At 72.7% G+C, this 17,002-nt stretch carries 18 protein-coding genes; 7 read left to right on the top strand and 11 right to left on the bottom strand.

The window, feature by feature from the left end; all coding sequences use genetic code 11:
- Positions 1-36: 36 nt before the first annotated feature.
- The gene (locus ACIOC0_RS22870; RefSeq protein ID WP_402157123.1) at positions 37-642 is read left to right on the top strand and encodes a histidine phosphatase family protein; all 606 of its coding nucleotides are present in this window, start codon (positions 37-39) and stop codon (positions 640-642) included.
- Between the two features lie 98 nt (positions 643-740).
- The gene (locus tag ACIOC0_RS22865; RefSeq protein ID WP_402157122.1) at positions 741-1,376 is read left to right on the top strand and encodes a hypothetical protein; all 636 of its coding nucleotides are present in this window, start codon (positions 741-743) and stop codon (positions 1,374-1,376) included.
- 166 nt (positions 1,377-1,542) lie between these two features.
- On the opposite strand, the gene ACIOC0_RS22860 is transcribed toward ACIOC0_RS22865, so the two are convergent.
- Positions 1,543-2,703: a DUF418 domain-containing protein gene (locus tag ACIOC0_RS22860; protein WP_402157120.1), complete on the bottom strand. Its 1,161-nt coding sequence runs from the start codon at positions 2,701-2,703 to the stop codon at positions 1,543-1,545.
- Positions 2,704-3,313: 610 nt separating this feature from the next.
- Between ACIOC0_RS22860 and ACIOC0_RS22855 the strand changes: the two genes are divergently transcribed.
- Positions 3,314-5,101 (top strand): ABC transporter ATP-binding protein, encoded by a 1,788-nt coding sequence (locus tag ACIOC0_RS22855; RefSeq protein ID WP_402157118.1) that lies wholly within the window; start codon positions 3,314-3,316, stop codon positions 5,099-5,101.
- 81 nt (positions 5,102-5,182) lie between these two features.
- Here ACIOC0_RS22855 and ACIOC0_RS22850 read toward each other — a convergent pair whose 3' ends face one another.
- Together ACIOC0_RS22850 and ACIOC0_RS22845 are read right to left on the bottom strand one after the other, a co-directional pair.
- A complete protein-coding gene (locus tag ACIOC0_RS22850; RefSeq protein WP_402157117.1) occupies positions 5,183-6,292 on the bottom strand; it encodes a sensor histidine kinase in 1,110 nt (369 codons plus the stop codon).
- On the bottom strand, positions 6,289-6,948 hold the full coding sequence (locus tag ACIOC0_RS22845; protein WP_402157164.1) for a response regulator: 660 nt from the start codon (positions 6,946-6,948) through the stop codon (positions 6,289-6,291). Before ACIOC0_RS22845 ends, ACIOC0_RS22850 begins: the two co-directional genes overlap by 4 nt.
- A gap of 331 nt (positions 6,949-7,279) precedes the next feature.
- Here ACIOC0_RS22845 and ACIOC0_RS22840 point away from each other — a divergent pair, with 331 nt between their 5' ends.
- Entirely contained in the window at positions 7,280-7,702 is a 423-nt protein-coding gene (locus ACIOC0_RS22840; RefSeq protein WP_402157116.1) for an acyl-CoA thioesterase, read from the top strand.
- 9 nt (positions 7,703-7,711) lie between these two features.
- Here the strand turns inward: ACIOC0_RS22840 and ACIOC0_RS22835 are convergent, their stop codons facing one another.
- Entirely contained in the window at positions 7,712-8,569 is an 858-nt protein-coding gene (locus ACIOC0_RS22835; protein ID WP_402157114.1) for an NAD(P)H-binding protein, read from the bottom strand.
- Positions 8,570-8,656: 87 nt separating this feature from the next.
- Between ACIOC0_RS22835 and ACIOC0_RS22830 the strand changes: the two genes are divergently transcribed.
- Both ACIOC0_RS22830 and ACIOC0_RS22825 read left to right on the top strand, forming a co-directional pair.
- The gene (locus ACIOC0_RS22830; protein ID WP_402157112.1) at positions 8,657-9,448 is read left to right on the top strand and encodes a helix-turn-helix domain-containing protein; all 792 of its coding nucleotides are present in this window, start codon (positions 8,657-8,659) and stop codon (positions 9,446-9,448) included.
- A 62-nt stretch (positions 9,449-9,510) separates the two neighbouring features.
- Positions 9,511-10,110 carry a 3'-5' exoribonuclease domain-containing protein gene (locus ACIOC0_RS22825; RefSeq protein ID WP_402157111.1) on the top strand — a complete coding sequence of 200 codons (600 nt, stop codon included), beginning with the start codon at positions 9,511-9,513 and terminating at the stop codon, positions 10,108-10,110.
- Positions 10,111-10,126: 16 nt separating this feature from the next.
- Here ACIOC0_RS22825 and ACIOC0_RS22820 read toward each other — a convergent pair whose 3' ends face one another.
- From ACIOC0_RS22820 to ACIOC0_RS22795, 6 genes are all read right to left on the bottom strand, one after another.
- Positions 10,127-11,500, bottom strand: coding sequence for an 8-oxoguanine deaminase (locus ACIOC0_RS22820; RefSeq protein ID WP_402157110.1), 1,374 nt, complete (start codon positions 11,498-11,500; stop codon positions 10,127-10,129).
- An 11-nt stretch (positions 11,501-11,511) separates the two neighbouring features.
- Positions 11,512-12,429 carry a factor-independent urate hydroxylase gene (gene pucL, locus ACIOC0_RS22815; protein ID WP_402157108.1) on the bottom strand — a complete coding sequence of 306 codons (918 nt, stop codon included), beginning with the start codon at positions 12,427-12,429 and terminating at the stop codon, positions 11,512-11,514.
- A gap of 4 nt (positions 12,430-12,433) precedes the next feature.
- Positions 12,434-12,829, bottom strand: coding sequence for a hydroxyisourate hydrolase (uraH, locus tag ACIOC0_RS22810; RefSeq protein ID WP_402157106.1), 396 nt, complete (start codon positions 12,827-12,829; stop codon positions 12,434-12,436).
- Positions 12,826-13,353: a 2-oxo-4-hydroxy-4-carboxy-5-ureidoimidazoline decarboxylase gene (gene uraD, locus ACIOC0_RS22805; RefSeq protein WP_402157105.1), complete on the bottom strand. Its 528-nt coding sequence runs from the start codon at positions 13,351-13,353 to the stop codon at positions 12,826-12,828. The genes uraH and uraD overlap by 4 nt, the downstream gene beginning before the upstream one ends.
- A gap of 174 nt (positions 13,354-13,527) precedes the next feature.
- A complete protein-coding gene (locus tag ACIOC0_RS22800) occupies positions 13,528-13,896 on the bottom strand; it encodes a helix-turn-helix domain-containing protein (RefSeq protein ID WP_402157103.1) in 369 nt (122 codons plus the stop codon).
- Positions 13,893-14,144 (bottom strand): hypothetical protein, encoded by a 252-nt coding sequence (locus tag ACIOC0_RS22795; RefSeq protein ID WP_402157101.1) that lies wholly within the window; start codon positions 14,142-14,144, stop codon positions 13,893-13,895. The genes ACIOC0_RS22800 and ACIOC0_RS22795 overlap by 4 nt, the downstream gene beginning before the upstream one ends.
- Positions 14,145-14,462: 318 nt before the next feature.
- On the opposite strand from ACIOC0_RS22795, the gene ACIOC0_RS22790 reads away from it, so the two are divergent.
- Positions 14,463-15,245 (top strand): hypothetical protein, encoded by a 783-nt coding sequence (locus ACIOC0_RS22790; RefSeq protein WP_402157100.1) that lies wholly within the window; start codon positions 14,463-14,465, stop codon positions 15,243-15,245.
- Between the two features lie 51 nt (positions 15,246-15,296).
- On the opposite strand, the gene ACIOC0_RS22785 is transcribed toward ACIOC0_RS22790, so the two are convergent.
- Positions 15,297-16,967, bottom strand: coding sequence for an AMP-binding protein (locus ACIOC0_RS22785; RefSeq protein ID WP_402157099.1), 1,671 nt, complete (start codon positions 16,965-16,967; stop codon positions 15,297-15,299).
- Positions 16,968-17,002 lie beyond the last annotated feature (35 nt).

Below are 17,002 nucleotides of genomic sequence, written 5' to 3'. Positions count from 1 at the left end.
CGGCGTCCCAGGGCGCGCTGTGCGAGCCTGTGTCGCATGGGTGATCTTTTTCTCGTCCGGCACGGAGAGACCGCGTGGTCGCGTTCCGGCCGGCACACCGGATCGACGGACGTCCCGCTCACCGAGCACGGCCGGGACGAGGCGCGGCGGCTGGCGCCGCTGATCCGGTCGCACCGGATCGGTGCCGCGTTCGTCAGCCCCGCGCAGCGCGCGCGGGAGACGGCCGAGCTGATCGGGCTCGGCCCGCACGAGCCGCAGGTCGACGCGGATCTGCGGGAGTGGGACTACGGCGGCTACGAGGGCATCACCACCGTGGAGATCCATCGGGAGCGGCCCGACTGGTTCCTGTTCACGGACGGGGTCGCGCCGGGACCGCCCGAGCATCCCGGGGAGAGCCCGGAGCAGGTCGGGGAGCGGGCCGACCGGATGCTGGCCAAGGTGGACGCGGCGCTCGCGAACACCGAGGGGTGCGTGGTGCTGGTGGCGCACGGGCACTTCCTGCGGGTCCTCACGGCGCGCCGGCTCGGGCTGCCGCCGTCCTCGGGCGCGCTGTTCCAGCTGGCCACGGGCACGCTGTGCCGCCTGGGGACGGAGCACGGGCGGCCGGTGATCGCGGGGTGGAACATCCGCCCGGGCGGATGACGGGCCCGGGGGATGTCAGACCCTCGTCGTAGCCTCGGAGGCGGTGGGTGAACGGCGGGAGCGGGCCCGTCGTCCCCGTGGCCCGGAGGGGGTACGCCGTGACACGACCGCCGACCGCCGCGCAGCGGCGGGTGATCGACGCCGCCGATCCCGTCACCGGGCGGCTGCGGGGTACGGAGGCGCAGCTCGCGGCGCTGGTGGGGCGGGGGCTCGCCTTCCGGCATCCGCGCCCGCCGCACGACTGCTTCCTGACGCCCGCCGGGCACCGGATACGCGAGGCCGCGCCCGAACCGCCCCGTGCGGCCGAAGCGGCTCCGGAGGCGGCGGGCGCGGGCGGGGTGTTCGCCGCGCGGGTCGGCGGCGAGGAGGAGCCGGCGGCGGGGCCCTCCCGCGCCCGGGAGGTGCACAGCGCCTGGCAGGGGCTGCTGGAGCTGCGCCGGATGACCAATCCCGACGGCGCCGCGGACCGGCCGTGCGGGTGGGAGCGTACGCATCTCGTGCGGGCCGCCGCACTCGCCCTGGAGGCCGCCGGGCACCGCCCCGCCGGGCCGGACGGCGACGGCTACCGGGTCCGCGCGACGCCGCAGCCGGACGCCGTCGCGGTGCGCGGGCCGGACGGCGGGACGCTGCGGGCGTGCGCGGCGACGCTGGAAGGGGCGGGCTGGCAGGTCGGGGAGCACACCGACTCCCGCACGAGAGACCGCTACCTGCTGGCGTCCCCGCGCCGCGTGTGAGGGGCGTGCCGGGATGCGCCGAAGCCGTCGGTCTTTCAGTGCCCGCGGTGCCGTCCTGTCGAGGGCCGACAGGGGCCAGGAGTCGGAGTCCGGGAAGGGGATGAGGAACTGCTCGGGCAGCTCGGTGCCGGGGTGGAGCGAGGGGGCGTCCCACCCCGGCCGGGTCTCATCGGATGTGCTTCGCCGGTTTGGTGGCGGCGTTCAGGAGGTATTCCAGGGGGCCTCGGCGGAAGAATCGGGACCAGATCGCGGCGAACACGGTCGCCCCGAGGACGAACATGACGAGCGGCACCCATGATTGCTGGGCACCGGTCCCGGCGGGCACGGACAGCGCGGACTGGGCGAGGAAGTGGCCGACGTAGGCGGTCAGGGACATGGTGCCCACGGCGATGACCGGCTTGGCCAGGCGGCGCAGTCGCGGCAGGCGGTCCATCGCCACCGTCGCGCCCACGATCACGAGGATCGCGACGCCCACGCTGCCGATGATGTCGAACGTGGTCCCGCTGTGCGGCCCGGCCGCCAGGAGCGACGAGGCCGGAATGTCGGGGAACGACCCCCCGTCCGGGGGCATCGAACCGCTGACGGGGGGCATCGAACCGGAGCCGCCGGACGAGGACCCGTCTTCCGCCGTGCTCCTCAACGCGCCCGATCCGGCGAGCAGCAGGGACATGCCGTAGGCGGCCGCGGTGAGGGAGGCGCCAAGCGCGGCGAGGCGCTTCTGAACGGTGGCGGAGGACAGGTCGAGGCGGCCCAGTGCCATGCCCGCGATCACGAACGACATCCACGTGAGCGCCGGGTAGAAGCCGGTGAGCAGCAGGTCGAGCACTCCCACCTCGCTGAGGCGGCGGAGCGGGTCGTGGGCGTTGATGCTCTCCTGGACCGACGAAGTCAGCAGCGAGGTCAGGACGTACGCCAACTGCGGTGTGACGAGGGCGAACGCGGCCGCGACGACCGCGAGTGTCCTGGCACGCAGTCGCACCAGGGGCAGGGCGAGCAGGAAGTAGACCCCGTAGAAGCCGAGGATGATCACTCCCCCGTACTCCATCGCCAGCACGGTGCCCAGCACCAGCAGGACCACGGCGCGGATCGCGATGCGGGCCTTCGCCTGCCGGCCCGCCAGGCCCGTCTTCGGCTCGCGGCGGCCGGCGATCAGCATCAGCGAGAATCCGGCGAGGGTGGCGAACAGGACCGACGAGTGGCCATCCGCCATGTAGCGGATCCAGCTCGCCACACCGGTCGTGGCGGACAGCGGGGGGCCGATGTGCACGACGTACATGCCGAACACCGCCAGCGCGCGGGCCAGGTCCACCCCGACGAGGCGTCCCATCGAGGGACCGGCCGAGGCAGACGCGGTGGACCCGTGCGGGTTTCGGGACTGTGGAGGCGAGTCGTCCTGGGGACCTGACGTCTCCGGCGGCGGCTGTGTCTGTGTCATACCGAGAACCTCGCGTGGCGTCAGGGAGGGGGCCACCCGGCAGCCTTCGGTGACTCCCCCGCCGAGCGGCGGGTAACGCCCCGCCGACCGGCGAGGTTCCCACTCCTTCCGGTCCGGTGCGGACCGGACGGCGGTCTCGGTCAGCCGCTCGGCGGGGGTGTACCCGACGGTTGCCGGATGGGCGCGGCCCAACCACGCCTCCAGGCTGGTGGCATGACGCGCCGTGTGCAGAACAAGTGGACCCATGCTTCCTCCGGGTCATCGGCCGACGTGCTGGGCCGGGGCGCCGTCCCTGGCAGGGCCGGGTTCCTGGAGTTCCTCGGAATGACGTTGGCGGCAGGCGTCTTGGCGCTGTCCGTCGTCCGTCCCGAACTGCCCGCGGCGTTTGTGCATGCCCTCGTCTCGGGGTCCGCCACAACCGGCCCTCGGGCCGGCACATGCTCACTCACCGGTGTGCTGAACCGCTGACGCGGCCCGGCAGACCGCAGAAGAAGGGAACCTCGTGAACACCGCATCCGCCCCGACGACGGATGAGACCTCCCTGTCCGCACGGGAGACGGTCAAGGCCCTGTGTGCTTACGTCCGGCCGCACCGGGGGGCTGTCGCTGTCGGTCTGCTGTGCGCCCTGGTGGGGGCTGCCGGGGGGCTGCTGCAGCCGCTGGCCACGAAAGCCCTGGTGGACCGGCTCACCACAGGCGAGACCATCGCCGGGATCCTGATCGCGCTCACCGCGCTGGTGGTGCTGGGCACGGCAGTCGAGGCGTTCGGCGCGTATGTGCTGGAGCGGACGGCGGAGTCGGTGGTCCTGACCGCTCGGCGCACCCTGGTGGCGCGGTTGCTGCGGCTGCGGCTCGCGGAGTGGGAACGGATCCCGCCGGGTGATCTGATGTCCCGCGTCACCTCGGACACCACGCTGCTGCGGGCGGTCAGCACGCAGGCGGTCGTCTCCGCGGCCACGGGTGCGGTCGCGTTCGGCGCGGCGATCGTGATGATGGCTCTGCTCGATGTCGTGCTGCTGGGTGTCACGCTCGGCGTGGTCGTGCTGGTCGGCGGAGGCGTCGCGCTGGTCATGCCGAAGATCGCCCGGGCCACCGAGCGATCGCAGCAGGCGGTCGGGGAGATCTCCGTCGCGCTGGAGCGGGCCTTCGGGGCGTTCCGCACGGTGAAGGCGTCCGGTGCCGAGGGCCGGGAGACCGCCCGGGTGGAGGCGGCGGCGCGGCGGGCGTGGCGGCACGGCGTGAAGAGCGCGAAGTGGGAGGCCGTGGCGGGCTCGGCCGACGAACTCGCCGTCCAGCTGGCCTTCCTCGCGGTGCTCGCGGTCGGCGGGTCGCGCGTGGCGTCCGGGGAGATCCCCGTCTCCACCCTCATCGCCTTCCTGCTGTACCTCTTCTACCTGATCGAGCCGGTGTCCAGACTGGTCGACGCCGTCTCCCAGTATCAGGAGGGGGCGGCAGCGCTCTCCCGGATCGCGCACGTGGAGCAGCTGGCGACCGAGCCGACCGCCGGACGGCACAACGGCCCGCCCAGGCAGGGGCCATCGGTGCCGGAGCCGGCGTCGGTCCGCTTCGAGGACGTGTCCTTCCGCTACCGCCCGGGCCGGCCGTACATCCATCGGCAGGTGAGTTTCGAGGTTCCGGGAACCGGTATGACGGCCTTCGTCGGTCCCTCCGGTGCGGGCAAGTCGACGGTCTTCGCGCTCATCGAGCGGTTCCACGAGGCCACCGGCGGCCGGGTCCTGGTCGACGGCAAGGACGTGCGGGACTGGCCCCTGTCCGAGCTGCGGTCGGCCATCGGGTACGTGGAACAGGACGCGCCCGTCTTGGCGGGCACCCTGCGGGAGAACCTCGTCTTCGCGGCGCCCGGCGCGAGCGACGACGACATTCGCGACGTCCTCGCCCGCACGAAGCTCGACACCCTCGTCGAGCGCCTGCCCCACGGCCTGGACACCCCGGTCGGACACCGCGGTTCAAAACTGTCGGGCGGCGAACGGCAGCGCATCGCCATCGCCCGCGCCCTGCTGCGCAAGCCCCGACTGCTGCTCCTGGACGAGGCGACCTCACAGCTCGACGCCGTCAACGAGCTCGCGCTGCGGGACGTCATCACGGAGGTGGCCCGCGACACCACCGTGCTGGTGGTGGCCCACCGCCTGTCCACGGTGACCGGAGCCGACCGCATCGTCGTCGTGGACGCCGGCCAGGTCCGAGCCGTCGGCACTCACGAGGAACTGGTGGAACAGGACCAGCTGTACGCGCGGTTGGCAGCCACCCAGCTCCTGACCCCCGCCCGGTGATCCGCTTCCGCTTTCGGCGCACCCTGCCCAGGGTTCACCTGCCGTAGGCGATGATCCGCCGGACAGGCCCTGAGCAACAGCTCAGTCCGCGCTGAGCGGGATCCGCAGCCGCACCCGGTAGCCGCCTTCCGTGGTCGGGCCCGCGTCCAGGGTGCCGTGCAGGATGTCGGCACGTTCCCGCAGTCCGACGAGGCCTTGCCGGGAGCCGGGGAGGGACAGGGAGGGACGCGTGGGTGGGGTGTTGGTGACGGTCACTCCCACGCCGTCGCCGTCCTGCCACAGCGCAACGCCGGCAGTGGCGCCGGGGGCGTGCTTGCGGACGTTGGTCAGCGCTTCCTGAACCGTACGGTAGAGGGCGCGTTGGGTGGGTGTGCTCACAGTGGGTGGCAGTTCCCCCGTCAGCTCTACGTGAGTGCCGCTCGATTCCACGAGTTTACGCAGGTCGGCAAGGGTGGGCTGAGGCGTCAGCTCGGTGGCGTCACCGCCGGAGGCCCGCAGCAGTGTGACCATGGTGCGCAGTTCGTCGAGCGTGGTGACGCTCAGCGAACGGATCGTGCGGGCGGCCTCCTTGGCGTCCGCGTCCTTGGTGGCGACCTGCAACGCCCCGGCCCGGACGGCGATCAGGCTGACCTGATGGGAGACCACGTCGTGCATCTCCCGGGCCAGCTGGGCGCGTTCGCGGGCGAGGACGGCCTGGGCGTGCAGGGTCCGCTCGTGTTCCCTGGCGTCCTCGATCTCGGCCAGTCGCCGCGCCAGGTCCCGCTGCGCCTGGAGAAGCTGGCCGAAGAGGACCGGTGCCGCGGCCGTGGCCAGGCCGTACACGAAGAAGACCAATGTCATGGTCCGGTCGACCTCGGCCAGGGGCCACGGAGTGCTGCTCGCGACGGCGGCCAGGGCGACGCACACGGCGAGAAGACGGCGGTTGCGGGAGCGTTCGGCCAGGGTGAACAGCGCCGCGAGCACAGCGACGGCGACATCCTGCGTCAGCGCGAGGGGCAGGGTGAGCAGGAACACGCCGAGCGGGAACCTGCGCCGGAAGGCCAGCGCGGTGCACCCGACAGCCGCCAGCGCGAGCGTGAGGCGCGTGGGCTCCCAGTTGTTCAGCCGCACGTCCACGGCCGCCGCGGCCACCAAGGCGAGGTCGATGACCGGCGCGGGAAGCCGCTGCCACAGGGCGCGTGCACGGCTCATCCGCCGGCCTCCGACCGCAGGCGCTCGTCGAGCAGCCCGGCCCGCTGCGCCAGCAGCGCGGCCTGCACCCGGCCCGCCACCCGCAACTTCGTCAGGATCGCGCTGACGTGGTCCTTGACCGTGCCCGCCCCCAGGTGGATGCGTGCCCCGATGTCCGCGTTCGACAAGCCCTCCGCCACCAGGACGAGGACATCACGCTCCCGCGCGGTGAGCAGCCGGACCCGCGCCGCGTCCTCGTCGACAGCCCTCTCGGTGCCGGGGTGGCTGTGCAGGAGGGTCCGCGACGCCTTGGGGGACAGCACGACACCGCCCGCGGCCAGGGTGCGCACCAGGTGAGGGAGTTGCTCCGGTTCGGTGTCCTTGAGCAGGAAGCCGGCAGCGCCGCCGTTCAGCGCGGTCAGGATGTACTCGTCGGCGTCGAACGTCGTCAGCATCGCCACCACCGGCGGGTCAGGCATCGTGCGCAGCTCGCGCAGGACGGTGAGCCCGTCGACGTCCGGCATCCGGATGTCCAGCAGCACCACGCCGGGCCGCTCCCGGCGGACGGTGTCCACCGCGTCTCCGCCGCTCGCGGTCGCGACGACCTCGATGTCCTCGGACGCGCCCAGAATCAGCTGGAAGCCCGAGCGGACCAGAGCCTCGTCGTCCACCACCACTACCCGTATCACGCGCTCCGCCTCACCTTGTTCATGCCGTTCGGCCCATGCCGACTCGACCCTAAGGCCCCGATCGGTCCCGGAGACCCGCTGAGCTGCAGCGCCAGCCACACGGCGGGGTGGCACCCACCGCTCGGCAGGGCCACGACGGCTTTCTGCAGTACGGGCAACGGATACCCGGGCTCAGCGGACGCGGTTCGCCAGTTTCGTGGCGCTGTTGAGGAGGTACTCCAACGGGCCGCGGCGGAAGAAGCGGGACCAGGTCCCAGCGAACAGGGTGGCCCCGGCCGCGAAGCAGAGCAGCAGCTCGAAGGAGGCGGACTGCGGTGGGGTGACCCCGTCGCATGTCAGGCATCCCGGCCATGATCTCCACGAGACCGACACGCAGGGCCATGTGAACCAGAGCGTGTACGTCAACTACGCGGAGCACGCGCGCTGGTCGCTGCTCCAGGCCGCCGGGATCACCCAGGCCGCCCTGATCGCGAGGGGCGTCGGGCCCGTCGCCCTGGAGACGACCATCCGCTGCAAGCGTGAGCTGCTCGCCGGCGACGAGGTCGACGTGACGTGCGTCTTCGAGTCGAGCGGCGGCAAGACGTTCCGCATCGAGCAGGTCATGCACAGGGCCGACGGCACGGTGGCGGCCGAACTCACCGCGGTCGGCGGCCTGCTGGACCTGAAGACACGGCGGATGGTGCCCGACCCGCAGAACCACTTCAAGGAACTGGCGTCCGACCCGGCCCTGTTCGGCCTCTGACGGACGACGTCACCCGAAGGCCGCTCGACGCTCCCGCGCCCACTCGCGGTAGGTCCGCGCCGGACGCCCCAGCAGCTCCGGCACGTCCTCGGTGACCACGGCGTTGCCGCCGTCGCGCACGAAGGCGTTGCCGGCCAGGACGCCCTCCGCCTGGGCCTCACCGAGACCCCATGCGAGCAGACGCTCACGCGCCTCCCGCGGTGTGAGGTCCCGGGTGGTGATCGGCCGGCCGAGGACCTCGGCGAGCACGGCGGCCTGCTCCGGGACGCTGATCGTCTCCGGTCCGGTCAGCGTGTACGTCCGTCCGACGAGCCGGCCGTCGAGAAGGACCCGCGCCGCGGCCTCGGCCACGTCACGCGGGTCGATCACGCCCTGCGCCCCGTCGCCGCACATGTTCGGCACCGGCTCGCCCGCCCTGATCGGGGCCGCCCAGCTCAGTGTGTTCGAGGCGAACGACGAAGGCCGCAGGACGGCCCACTCGGCCCCGCTCTCGCGCACGGCCCGCTCGCCGGGCAGATGCCACGTTCCGAAAGCGCCCAGACCGGGGTCTCCGGTGGCGATCGCGGACAGCTTCACCAGCCGGCCGACCCGCGCCGACCGGGCCGCCGCCACCAGCGCCTCGTCGTGGTGGGTGTCCGGCCCCGGGACGCCCACCAGGAACGCGGCCTGCGCTCCGGCCGCCGCGGCCTCCAGGGAGCCGGGGTCGAGGTAGTCCCCACGTGCCACCTCCACCCCCGAGGGCAACCCGGCGGCCTTCGCCGGGTCGCGGAGCAGTGCGCGCACCTTCTCGCCGCGCGCCGTCAACTGTCGTACGAGTTCACTGCCGATGGTGCCCGTGGCACCGGTCACGAGGATCATGGCTCTCACGGTGCCGGGCGTCGCCGCCGCGTCTCTAGGAGATTCCGGCACGCTTCGGCAGCCCTCCGGGACCTGTCCGACGCATACGGTGGAGCGGTGACCGACGTCCTCGCCGAACAGCCCCTCACCGTCCACGACCGGGCTCGCCCCTGGATCTCCGGCGTCGCGGCGGTGCGGGCCACGGGTCCCGTCGAGAACGCCCTCGCACACCCGCCGGACACCGCGACCCAGGTGGTCGTGCGTCTGCGGGGCGACGGGGGGCGCGACACACTGGTCGTCGGACCGCGCACCCTGGCCACGTACCACGCGGACGCGCGGAAGCGGCTGGTGTCCTGTGTGCGCCTGCGTCTGGAGCCGGGTGCGGTGCGACCGCTGCTGGGTGTGCCGGCCGTGGACCTCGTCGGCCGGGTGATGCCGCTGGGCGCCCTGCCCTCCGACACCGCCCGTGCACTGGCGCGTGATCTGGCGTACCGGGATCCGGGCGAGGTCACGTCCGGCCTCGCTGATCTGCTCCCCCCGCCCACGATCCGTTCCCGCGACCGCGACCGGCTGCTGCGCGCCGCCGTCGCCGCCCTGTCGACCCGACGGGACCGCGCGCCGGCCGCCGTGCGGGACGTCGCCCGCGAGCTTGCCGTCAGCGAACGTCAGTTGCGCAACCTTTTCGCGGAGGGCATCGGCCTCTCCCCCAAGCACTTCGCCCGCATCGACCGCGTGCGGCACGTCCTGGACCACGCCCTGACCACCCCGTGGGCCGAACTCGCCGCGGTCACCGGTTACTACGACCAGTCGCACATGACGGCCGACTTCCGCACCCTGATGGGTGTGCCGCCCCGGGAGTTCTTCTCGGGGCGGCTGCCGCGGGCCACACCCTGCCAAGCACCCTCATGAGGCCAGAGGGGAAGGGGAATTCGGGTGCACCGCGCCCCGCGCACCTGCGATGCTCCCGTCCCATGCCCCCGCGACGCGTCAGACCCAGCCTGTACATCTCCGTGGACATCGAGGCCGACGGACCCATTCCCGGCCCGTACTCGATGCTCAGCCTCGGCGCCGCGGTCGCCGGTGTGCAGGACGCGGACGGTTTCACCGCGGCCGATCCCGCCGCGCGGACCTTCTACCGCGAACTGCGGCCCATCAGCGAGGAGTTCGTGTCCGAGGCGCTGGCCGTGAGCGGGCTCGACCGGGAGCGGCTGCGCGAGCAGGGGATCGAACCCTCCCTGGCACTGGCCCAGTTCGCCCGCTGGGTGCGTGAAGTGAGCGACGGCGCGCAGCCGGTGATGTGCGGCTACCCGGCGTCGTACGACTGGACGTTCCTGTACTGGTATCTGATCCGGTTCACCGGGTCGAGTCCGTTCGGGCACTCCGGCTGTCTCGACATGAAGACGCTGTACGCCGCGAAGGCGGGGCTGCCGCTGCGGGCGGTGGCGAAGCGGGCCATGCCGCCCGAGCTGCTGTCGACGCGCCGCCACACCCACCACGCCCTCGACGACGCGATCGAGCAGGCCGAGCTGTTCGCCAACCTCATGGCCTGGGCGGGCCCCCCGGCGTCCTGAGGCCGCCCCTTTTCGCTCAGGAACCGGCGGCGATCCGGGCCAGCCGCCTCGCCTCCTCGCGGGTGGACCGGGCGATCGCCTCCTCGTCGGCGGTCAGCAGCCGGCCGTTCTCGACGATCTGGCGTCCGTTCACGAAGGAGGCGGTGACCGGGGCGGCCGCGCCGAAGACCAGCGCGGTCACCGGGTCGGCGATGGAGGCGTGGGCGAGGGTGTCCATCCGCCACAGCACCAGGTCGGCCAGCTTTCCCGGCTCCAGCGAGCCGATCTCCCTCTCCCGGCCCAGGACCTGGGCTCCGCCGTAGGTGCCGAGGCGCAGCGCCTGACGGGCGTTCAGGGCGGCCTCGTGGTGGGGGCCGAGCCGGTTGACGAGGAGGGCGTTGCGCAGCTCGGTGTGCAGTTCGCCGGACTCGTTGGACGCGGTGCCGTCGACGCCGAGGCCGACCGGGACGCCGGCCGCGAGGAGGTCGGGGACGCGTGCGATCCCCGCCGCGAGGCGGGCGTTGGAGGAGGGACAGTGGGCGACGCCGGTCCTCGTGCGGGCGAAGGCTTCGATGTCGGAGTCGTTCATGTGGACGCAGTGCGCCATCCACACGTCGTCGCCGAGCCAGCCGGTGGACTCGAAGTAGTCGGTCGGGCCCATGCCGAACAGCTCGTGACAGAACTTCTCCTCCTCGACCGTCTCCGAGCCGTGGGTGTGCAGCCGCACGCCGAGCCGGCGCGCCGACTCCGCTCCCTGCCGCATCAGTTCGGTGGAGACGGAGAAGGGCGAGCAGGGGGCGACGGCCACCTGGGTCATCGCGCCGAAGGAGGAGTCGTGGTGGCGCCGTACGGTCTTCTCGGTGGCGGCGAGGGCGTCCTCCAGGCTCTCGACGGCGAAGTCGGGCGGCAGGCCGCCGTCCTTCTCGCCGCGGTCCATGGAGCCGCGCGCCAGGGTGAAGCGGACGCCCATGTCGCGGGCGACGCCGATGATCGTGCCTTCCAGGTCCCCGCAGCCGCGGGGGAAGACGTAGTGGTGGTCCATGGCGGTGGTGACGCCGCCGCGGGCCATCATCGCGAGCGAGCCCTGCGCGGCCGCGCGCACCATCGGCTCGTCGATGCGCGCCCACGTCGGGTACAGCGCGACGAGCCAGTCGAAGAGGTTGTGGTCGGTGGCGAGGCCCCGGGTGATCCACTGGTAGAAGTGGTGGTGGGTGTTGACCAGGCCGGGGGTCACGAGGTGGCCGGTGGCGTCGACGCACCGTACGACGTTCTCCAGGCCCTCGGGGGCCCGACCGGGGCCGATCGACTCGATCCGGTCGTCCGCCAGGACCACGTGCCCCGAGGCGTGCTCGGTGTCGTGCGCGTCCACGGTCGCGATGGCCGCGTTCTCGATGACGGTGCGCTGGGTCATCCGGTCCGTCCTCACAGGTTGGTCAGGTCCTCCGGGATCCGCGCCTCACAGCCGTCCCGCAGGACGGTGGCCTCGATCAGGCCGTAGGGGCGGTCCGCGGCGAAGTACACCTCGTTGTCGTTCTCCAAACCGAACGGCGCGAGATCCACCAGGAAGTGGTGCTTGTTGGGCAGCGAGAAGCGGACCTCGTCGATCTCCGGGCGGTGCTCGACGATCCGGGAGCCCATCGCGTACAGGGTCTGCTGGAGGGACAGCGAGTACGTCTCGGCGAAGGCCGAGAGCAGGTGTTCCCGGGTTCGCGCGTAGGACTCGTTCCAGTCGGGCGCGGACTGCGCGTCGTCGGTCCAGTTCAGGCGCCAGCGCCCGGAGACCTCGGTGGCCAGGACCCGGTCGTGGGCCTCGGGGAGCGTCGTGTACCTGTCCTTGACGTAACCCGAGAACTCGGAGTCGGTGGTGTTCAGCACGGTCAGGTCCTTGAGCCCGGCGACGACCTCCCAGCGCCCTCCGTCGTAGGCGATCTGGGCGAGCCGGGTCTCCTGGCCCTTGCGGACGAAGGAGTGCGCGCCCTCGCCTGAGGTCTCGACGCGCTCCCAGGCGTACTCCTCGACGCGGATCCGGGCCCGGTGGATCGACTGCTGCGAGGTGACGAAGTGGCGGGCGAGGTGGATGCCGAACTGCTCGGGGGAGTCGACGCCGTGCTCCTTGGCGAACGCGTACACCGTGTTCTTGGTGGTGTCCGTCGGCAGGACGCCGGCGTTCGAGCCCGAGTAGTGGACCTCCTCCATGGCGCCGCTGAGCGACACCGAGACGTTGAGGTCCTTGATGTGGTGGGTGGCGCCGTCGCGCGTGACCTTGACGACCCGGGTCTCGGCCTTGCCGTACCGGTTCGGCCCGAGCACGGGGCGGCCGGGGCGGGGGTTGTCTGCCATGGAGCTAGCTCCCTCGGTATACGGAGTAGCCGAACGGGGTGAGCAGCAGCGGTACGTGGTAGTGCTCGCCGGGCGCGACGGCGAACGTGACCGTCACCTCCGGGAAGAACACGCCCGGACCGCCGTCCCCGTGCGCGGGGGCGTCCTGCCGCGCCTCGGCCCGCTCGGTCTCGAAGTACGGCTCGACCGCGAAGTCGAGCCGTACATGGGTGGTGTCTTCCGGCAGGTCCGGGAGGTCCTTGCACCGGCCGTCCGCGTCGGTCGCGGAGCCGCCGAGCGGCTGCCAGCCGGCGTCGCGGCCCGCGCGGGCGGCGATCCGGACGGCGACGTCGCGGGCGGGGCGGCCGACGGAGGTGTCCAGGATGTGGGTGGACACCGAGGCGGTCGTGCTGGTGCTCATGCTGCTCCTCGGTCCTCTTCGGCTTCGACGACGCGGGCGAGCCGGATGCGGTTGATCTTCCCCAACTCGGTGCGGACGACCTCCCGCTCCCGCTCCGGCGTGTTGCCGAACCGTTCCCGCACGGCGTCGCGCATCTGCTCGCCGGTGCGGCCGGTGGCGCAGATCAGGAACACGTGCCCGAACTTCTCCTGGTAGGCCAGGTTGAGTTCGAGCATCTCCGCTCTCAGCTCCTCGGACGCGCCGGCCATGCCGCGCTGTTCGCGGGCGGAGGCCGGGTCGCCGGGCCGGGGCCGGCCGATCGGCGGATGCCCGGCCATGGCCTCGTCGAGGTCCCGCGCGTTCAGGCCGGCCGTCGCGGCGTCGCTTGCGGCGTAGAGGTCGTCGGGGGTGGCGTAGGGACGGCCGGCGAGCAGCCGTCGCACCCATGCCGTGGAGGAGCACACCTCGTGCAGCGCGGCGGCTGCCGCCCGCTCCTCCAGGGCGTTGAACCGGCTCAGACCGGCGGGCTGGGGAGTCGACGTCACGGGAGCCTCCGTGGCCGTGGCGGCCTGCGTGCTGATGGGACTGCGTACTGACCGGGCTGGGGCCAGCTAACGCCCCACCGGCCCCTGGCGTCAACACTTTGTTGAAAAATCCGGGTTACGGCTCCCCGCCGACGGGCACTCCTCCCCCGCAGCGGGTGACGACCCCGCCGCCGCTCAGCCGCCCTTCTCGCGGTTGAGGTAGTTGTAGACGGTGAACCGGCTCACCCCGAGCGCGCCGGCCACGGTCTCCACGCCGTGCCGCACGGAGAAGGCACCGCGCGCCTCGAGTATCCGTACGACCTCCTGCTTGGCCTTGCGGTCGAGGTCGGCGAGCGGCCTGCCCCGCTCGCGCTCCATGGCGGCCAGGATGTGGTCCAGGGAGTCGGCGAGCTGCGGCAGCCGTACGGCGACGGCCCGCGTCCCCTCCCAGGAGAGCACGACGTCGTCGGGGCCGGCCTCGTCCGGCGGGAGCAGCTCTCCGCCCATCGCGTCGACCAACGGCTTGACGGCCGCGACGAAGGCGTCGTCCCCGGCGCGGGTCACTTCCCGCCCTCCCCGACGACGTTGAGCTGGAGGGAGATCCGGGTGGCGCCCGACCCGAGGGTGCGGCGCAGCACGGCGTCCACGGCGGCGAGCACGGCGTCGGCGTCGCCTTCGGCGGTGTTGCCGAACGGGCCGACGTCCACGGCGTCCAGGTCGGCCGACTCGATCACCTCGCGGGCGACCAGCGCGTGCGCGGGCGCCTCGTCGAGATCGAAGGGCTCGGTGGTGAACTCCAGTCTCAATCGCACGCGCTCAACCTAACGTGCGAGACGGTTTCCCGCCGGGCGTCCTCCCCGGCAGGGGCACCGCCGTCCGGCGCGATCGGGAGCCCGCGTCAACCTCAAATGAACCTCTGAACACGGTCCGTGGGCTTCAACCGCGCCTGGCGCAGGGCACATTGTGGTCCTGCGGGGTCCGCCGGCACGGGGGCGGCGGACCCCGCGCATCGTGAAGCGGGCGTTCGGTCTTCGAGCACGCGCCGGGCTTTCGGCCCCGCTTTCTCCGGTCTCTTTCCGACCTTCGCCAACGGACGGACAAGCGGGGGGCGATGGAGGACCATGGGGGCCATGTTCGAGAGCGTGCCGGTGAGTTGCCCGGCCTGCCGACGCGAGCGTCTCTACTCCGCGCCGACCTACCCGTGCGCGTGCGGTGCCCCGGTCGCCCCGCGCCTCGACCTCCGCGCGAAGGTGACGGCCGTCGCCCACCGCGCGTGGGAGGAGGAGTGGGTCACCGTCCGCTGCGCGGCCTGCGGCCGTCATGACCAGTGGCCCCGACCGGAGCTGGGGTGCGCCTGCGGCACGGTGCTGCGCATCCCGGTGAGCGCGGAGAGGGACGACGGTGAGGGGGAGGCGACGGCGAGTTCGCCGCCCCAGCGGGAGACGGCGAGCCCGCGGCCGGCCGAGGACCCGGCGGCGGACCTCGCGGCCGCCGCGCCGCCCGCGCCCATATCCACCTCCCCGCCCCGCCCCCGCCCCTTCCGCCCCGTCGCCATACGCACGGCCCGGGACGCGGTCACCGCGACCGCCCTGTACCTGGACTGGCTGGGCTACCCGGAGGTCCGCCGGGCCGACCAGCGCCCGACCTCGGGCATAGGCCTCGCCACCCGGGGGCTGCTGGCGCAGGTCGACCCCAAGGCGGCCCCGGCCTCCGTGCGGGACGTCGAGTGCCTGTGGCTGACGGCCATGACGGAGTCCTCGGAGTGCGTGTACTTCTCCCTCTCCGGTTACACCCCCGACGCCCACGCCCGCGCCGACTCCCTCGCCGTACCCCTGTTCGTCATGGACCTCACGGGCAGACCCCGGCCGGTCAACGCGGTCGCCGGCGCGCTCGACGCACAGGGCGGCGGCTGAGCCGGCACGACCGCACCGGCCCGGCTCCGCCGCCCGCTCACGCGCGAGGACTCACCGGAAGTCCTCCTCCCGGTACTCCCCCGCCGACCCCGCCGCCGTGGCCTCACGGAGCTCGACGCGGCGGATCTTGCCCGAGACGGTCTTGGGCAGCGGCGCGAACTCCAGCCGGCGCAGGCGCTTGTAGGGGGCGAGGACCTCGCGGGAGTGCTCGAACAGCACCTTCGCGGTGTCGGGGCCGGGTTCCCAGCCCTCCGCCAGGACGACGTACGCCTTGGGCACGGCCAGCCGCACCTCGTCCGGTGCGGGGACCACGGCCGCCTCGGCGACGGCCTCGTGCTCCAGCAGGGCGCTCTCCAGCTCGAACGGGCTGATCTTGTAGTCGGAGGCCTTGAAGACGTCGTCGCTCCTGCCGACATAGGTGATGTATCCGGATTCGTCGCGTTCGCCGATGTCGCCGGTGCGGTAGTAGCCGCCCGCCATCGCCTCCGCCGTACGGTCGTCGTCGCCGTGGTAGCCGGTCATCAGGCCTACCGGCCGCGCCGACAGGTCGAGGGCGATCTCGCCCTCCCGGGCGCCGGGCGCACCGGTCACCGGGTCCAGCAGTTCCACCCGGTAGCCGGGGCTGGGGCGGCCCATGGAGCCGGTCTTCAGGGGCTGCCCGGGGCTGTTGGCGATCTGCACGGCCGTCTCCGTCTGGCCGAAGCCGTCCCGGACGGTGACGCCCCAGGCCCGCCGGACCTGCTCGATCACCTCGGGGTTGAGCGGTTCCCCGGCGGCCACGACCTCACGGGGCGGGGTGCGCAGCGCGGTCAGGTCGGCCTGGATGAGCATGCGCCACACGGTCGGCGGGGCGCAGAACGTCGTCACGCCCGCGCGGTCCATCTCGGCCATCAGCCGGGCCGGGTCGAAGCGGGTGTAGTTGTGGATGAAGACGGTCGCCCCGGCGTTCCACGGGGCGAACAGATTGGACCAGGCGTGCTTGGCCCAGCCGGGTGAGGAGATGTTGAGGTGGACGTCGCCGGGCCGCAGGCCGATCCAGTACATGGTGGCGAGGTGCCCGACCGGGTACGACACGTGCGTGTGCTCGACGAGCTTGGGCCGGGCGGTCGTCCCCGAGGTGAAGTACAGCATCAGGGTGTCGTCGGCCAGGGTCGGGCCGTCGGGCAGGAACTCGGCGGAGGCGGCGTAGGCGTCCTCGTACGGCTGCCAGCCCTCGGGCACTCCGCCCACGGCGGTGCGCGTGTAGTCGCCGGGGACCTCGTCGAACTTGCCGGCGTCCTCGGCGCGGACGACGACGTGCCGGACCTGGCCGCGCTCGACGCGGTCGCGCAGGTCGGCGGGGCCGAGCAGCGGGGTCGCGGGGATGACGACGGCGCGCAGCTTCATCGCGGCGAGGGCGGTCTCCCACAGTTCGGCCTGGTTGCCGAGCATCACGAGGATGCGGTCGCCGGCCGCGACGCCGCGCTCGCGCAGCAGGTTGGCGAGCCGGTCGGAGCGTTCGGACAGCTCGGCGAAGGAGAGCCGGACCTCGGTGCCGTCCTCCTCGACGATGTGCAGTGCGATGCGGTCGTTGCCGTCCGCGATGGCGTCGAACCAGTCGAGTGCCCAGTTGAAGTGCTCGAACCGGGGCCACTCGAAGCCCTCGTAGGCCGTGGCGTAGTCCTCGCGGTGTCGCAGCAGGAAGTCCCGCGCCGTACGGAACCGCTCCGTCGCCGTCGTCATGCGTCCTCCGTCTCGCTCTGCCTGCCGCGCGGCCC

The sequence above is a fragment of the Streptomyces sp. NPDC088254 genome (genome assembly GCF_044740925.1).
Taxonomy (GTDB): Bacteria; Actinomycetota; Actinomycetes; order Streptomycetales; family Streptomycetaceae; genus Streptomyces.
The sequence above is the reverse complement of the archived record's forward strand: the minus strand, read 5'-3'. Positions and strand labels throughout refer to the sequence as shown.

Excerpts from the sequence above, each read along its gene's own strand:
- ACIOC0_RS22860 (WP_402157120.1), bottom strand. The coding sequence starts at position 2,703 with ATGGGACGCCTCGTCGGGGTGGACCTGGCCCGCGCGCTGGCGGTGTTC.
- ACIOC0_RS22850 (WP_402157117.1), bottom strand. The coding sequence starts at position 6,292 with ATGAGCCGTGCACGCGCCCTGTGGCAGCGGCTTCCCGCGCCGGTCATC.
- ACIOC0_RS22825 (WP_402157111.1), top strand. The coding sequence starts at position 9,511 with ATGCCCCCGCGACGCGTCAGACCCAGCCTGTACATCTCCGTGGACATC.
- ACIOC0_RS22790 (WP_402157100.1), top strand. The coding sequence starts at position 14,463 with ATGTTCGAGAGCGTGCCGGTGAGTTGCCCGGCCTGCCGACGCGAGCGT.
- uraH (WP_402157106.1), bottom strand. The coding sequence starts at position 12,829 with ATGAGCACCAGCACGACCGCCTCGGTGTCCACCCACATCCTGGACACC.
- ACIOC0_RS22820 (WP_402157110.1), bottom strand. The coding sequence starts at position 11,500 with ATGACCCAGCGCACCGTCATCGAGAACGCGGCCATCGCGACCGTGGAC.
- ACIOC0_RS22785 (WP_402157099.1), bottom strand. The coding sequence starts at position 16,967 with ATGACGACGGCGACGGAGCGGTTCCGTACGGCGCGGGACTTCCTGCTG.
- ACIOC0_RS22870 (WP_402157123.1), top strand. The coding sequence starts at position 37 with ATGGGTGATCTTTTTCTCGTCCGGCACGGAGAGACCGCGTGGTCGCGT.
- pucL (WP_402157108.1), bottom strand. The coding sequence starts at position 12,429 with ATGGCAGACAACCCCCGCCCCGGCCGCCCCGTGCTCGGGCCGAACCGG.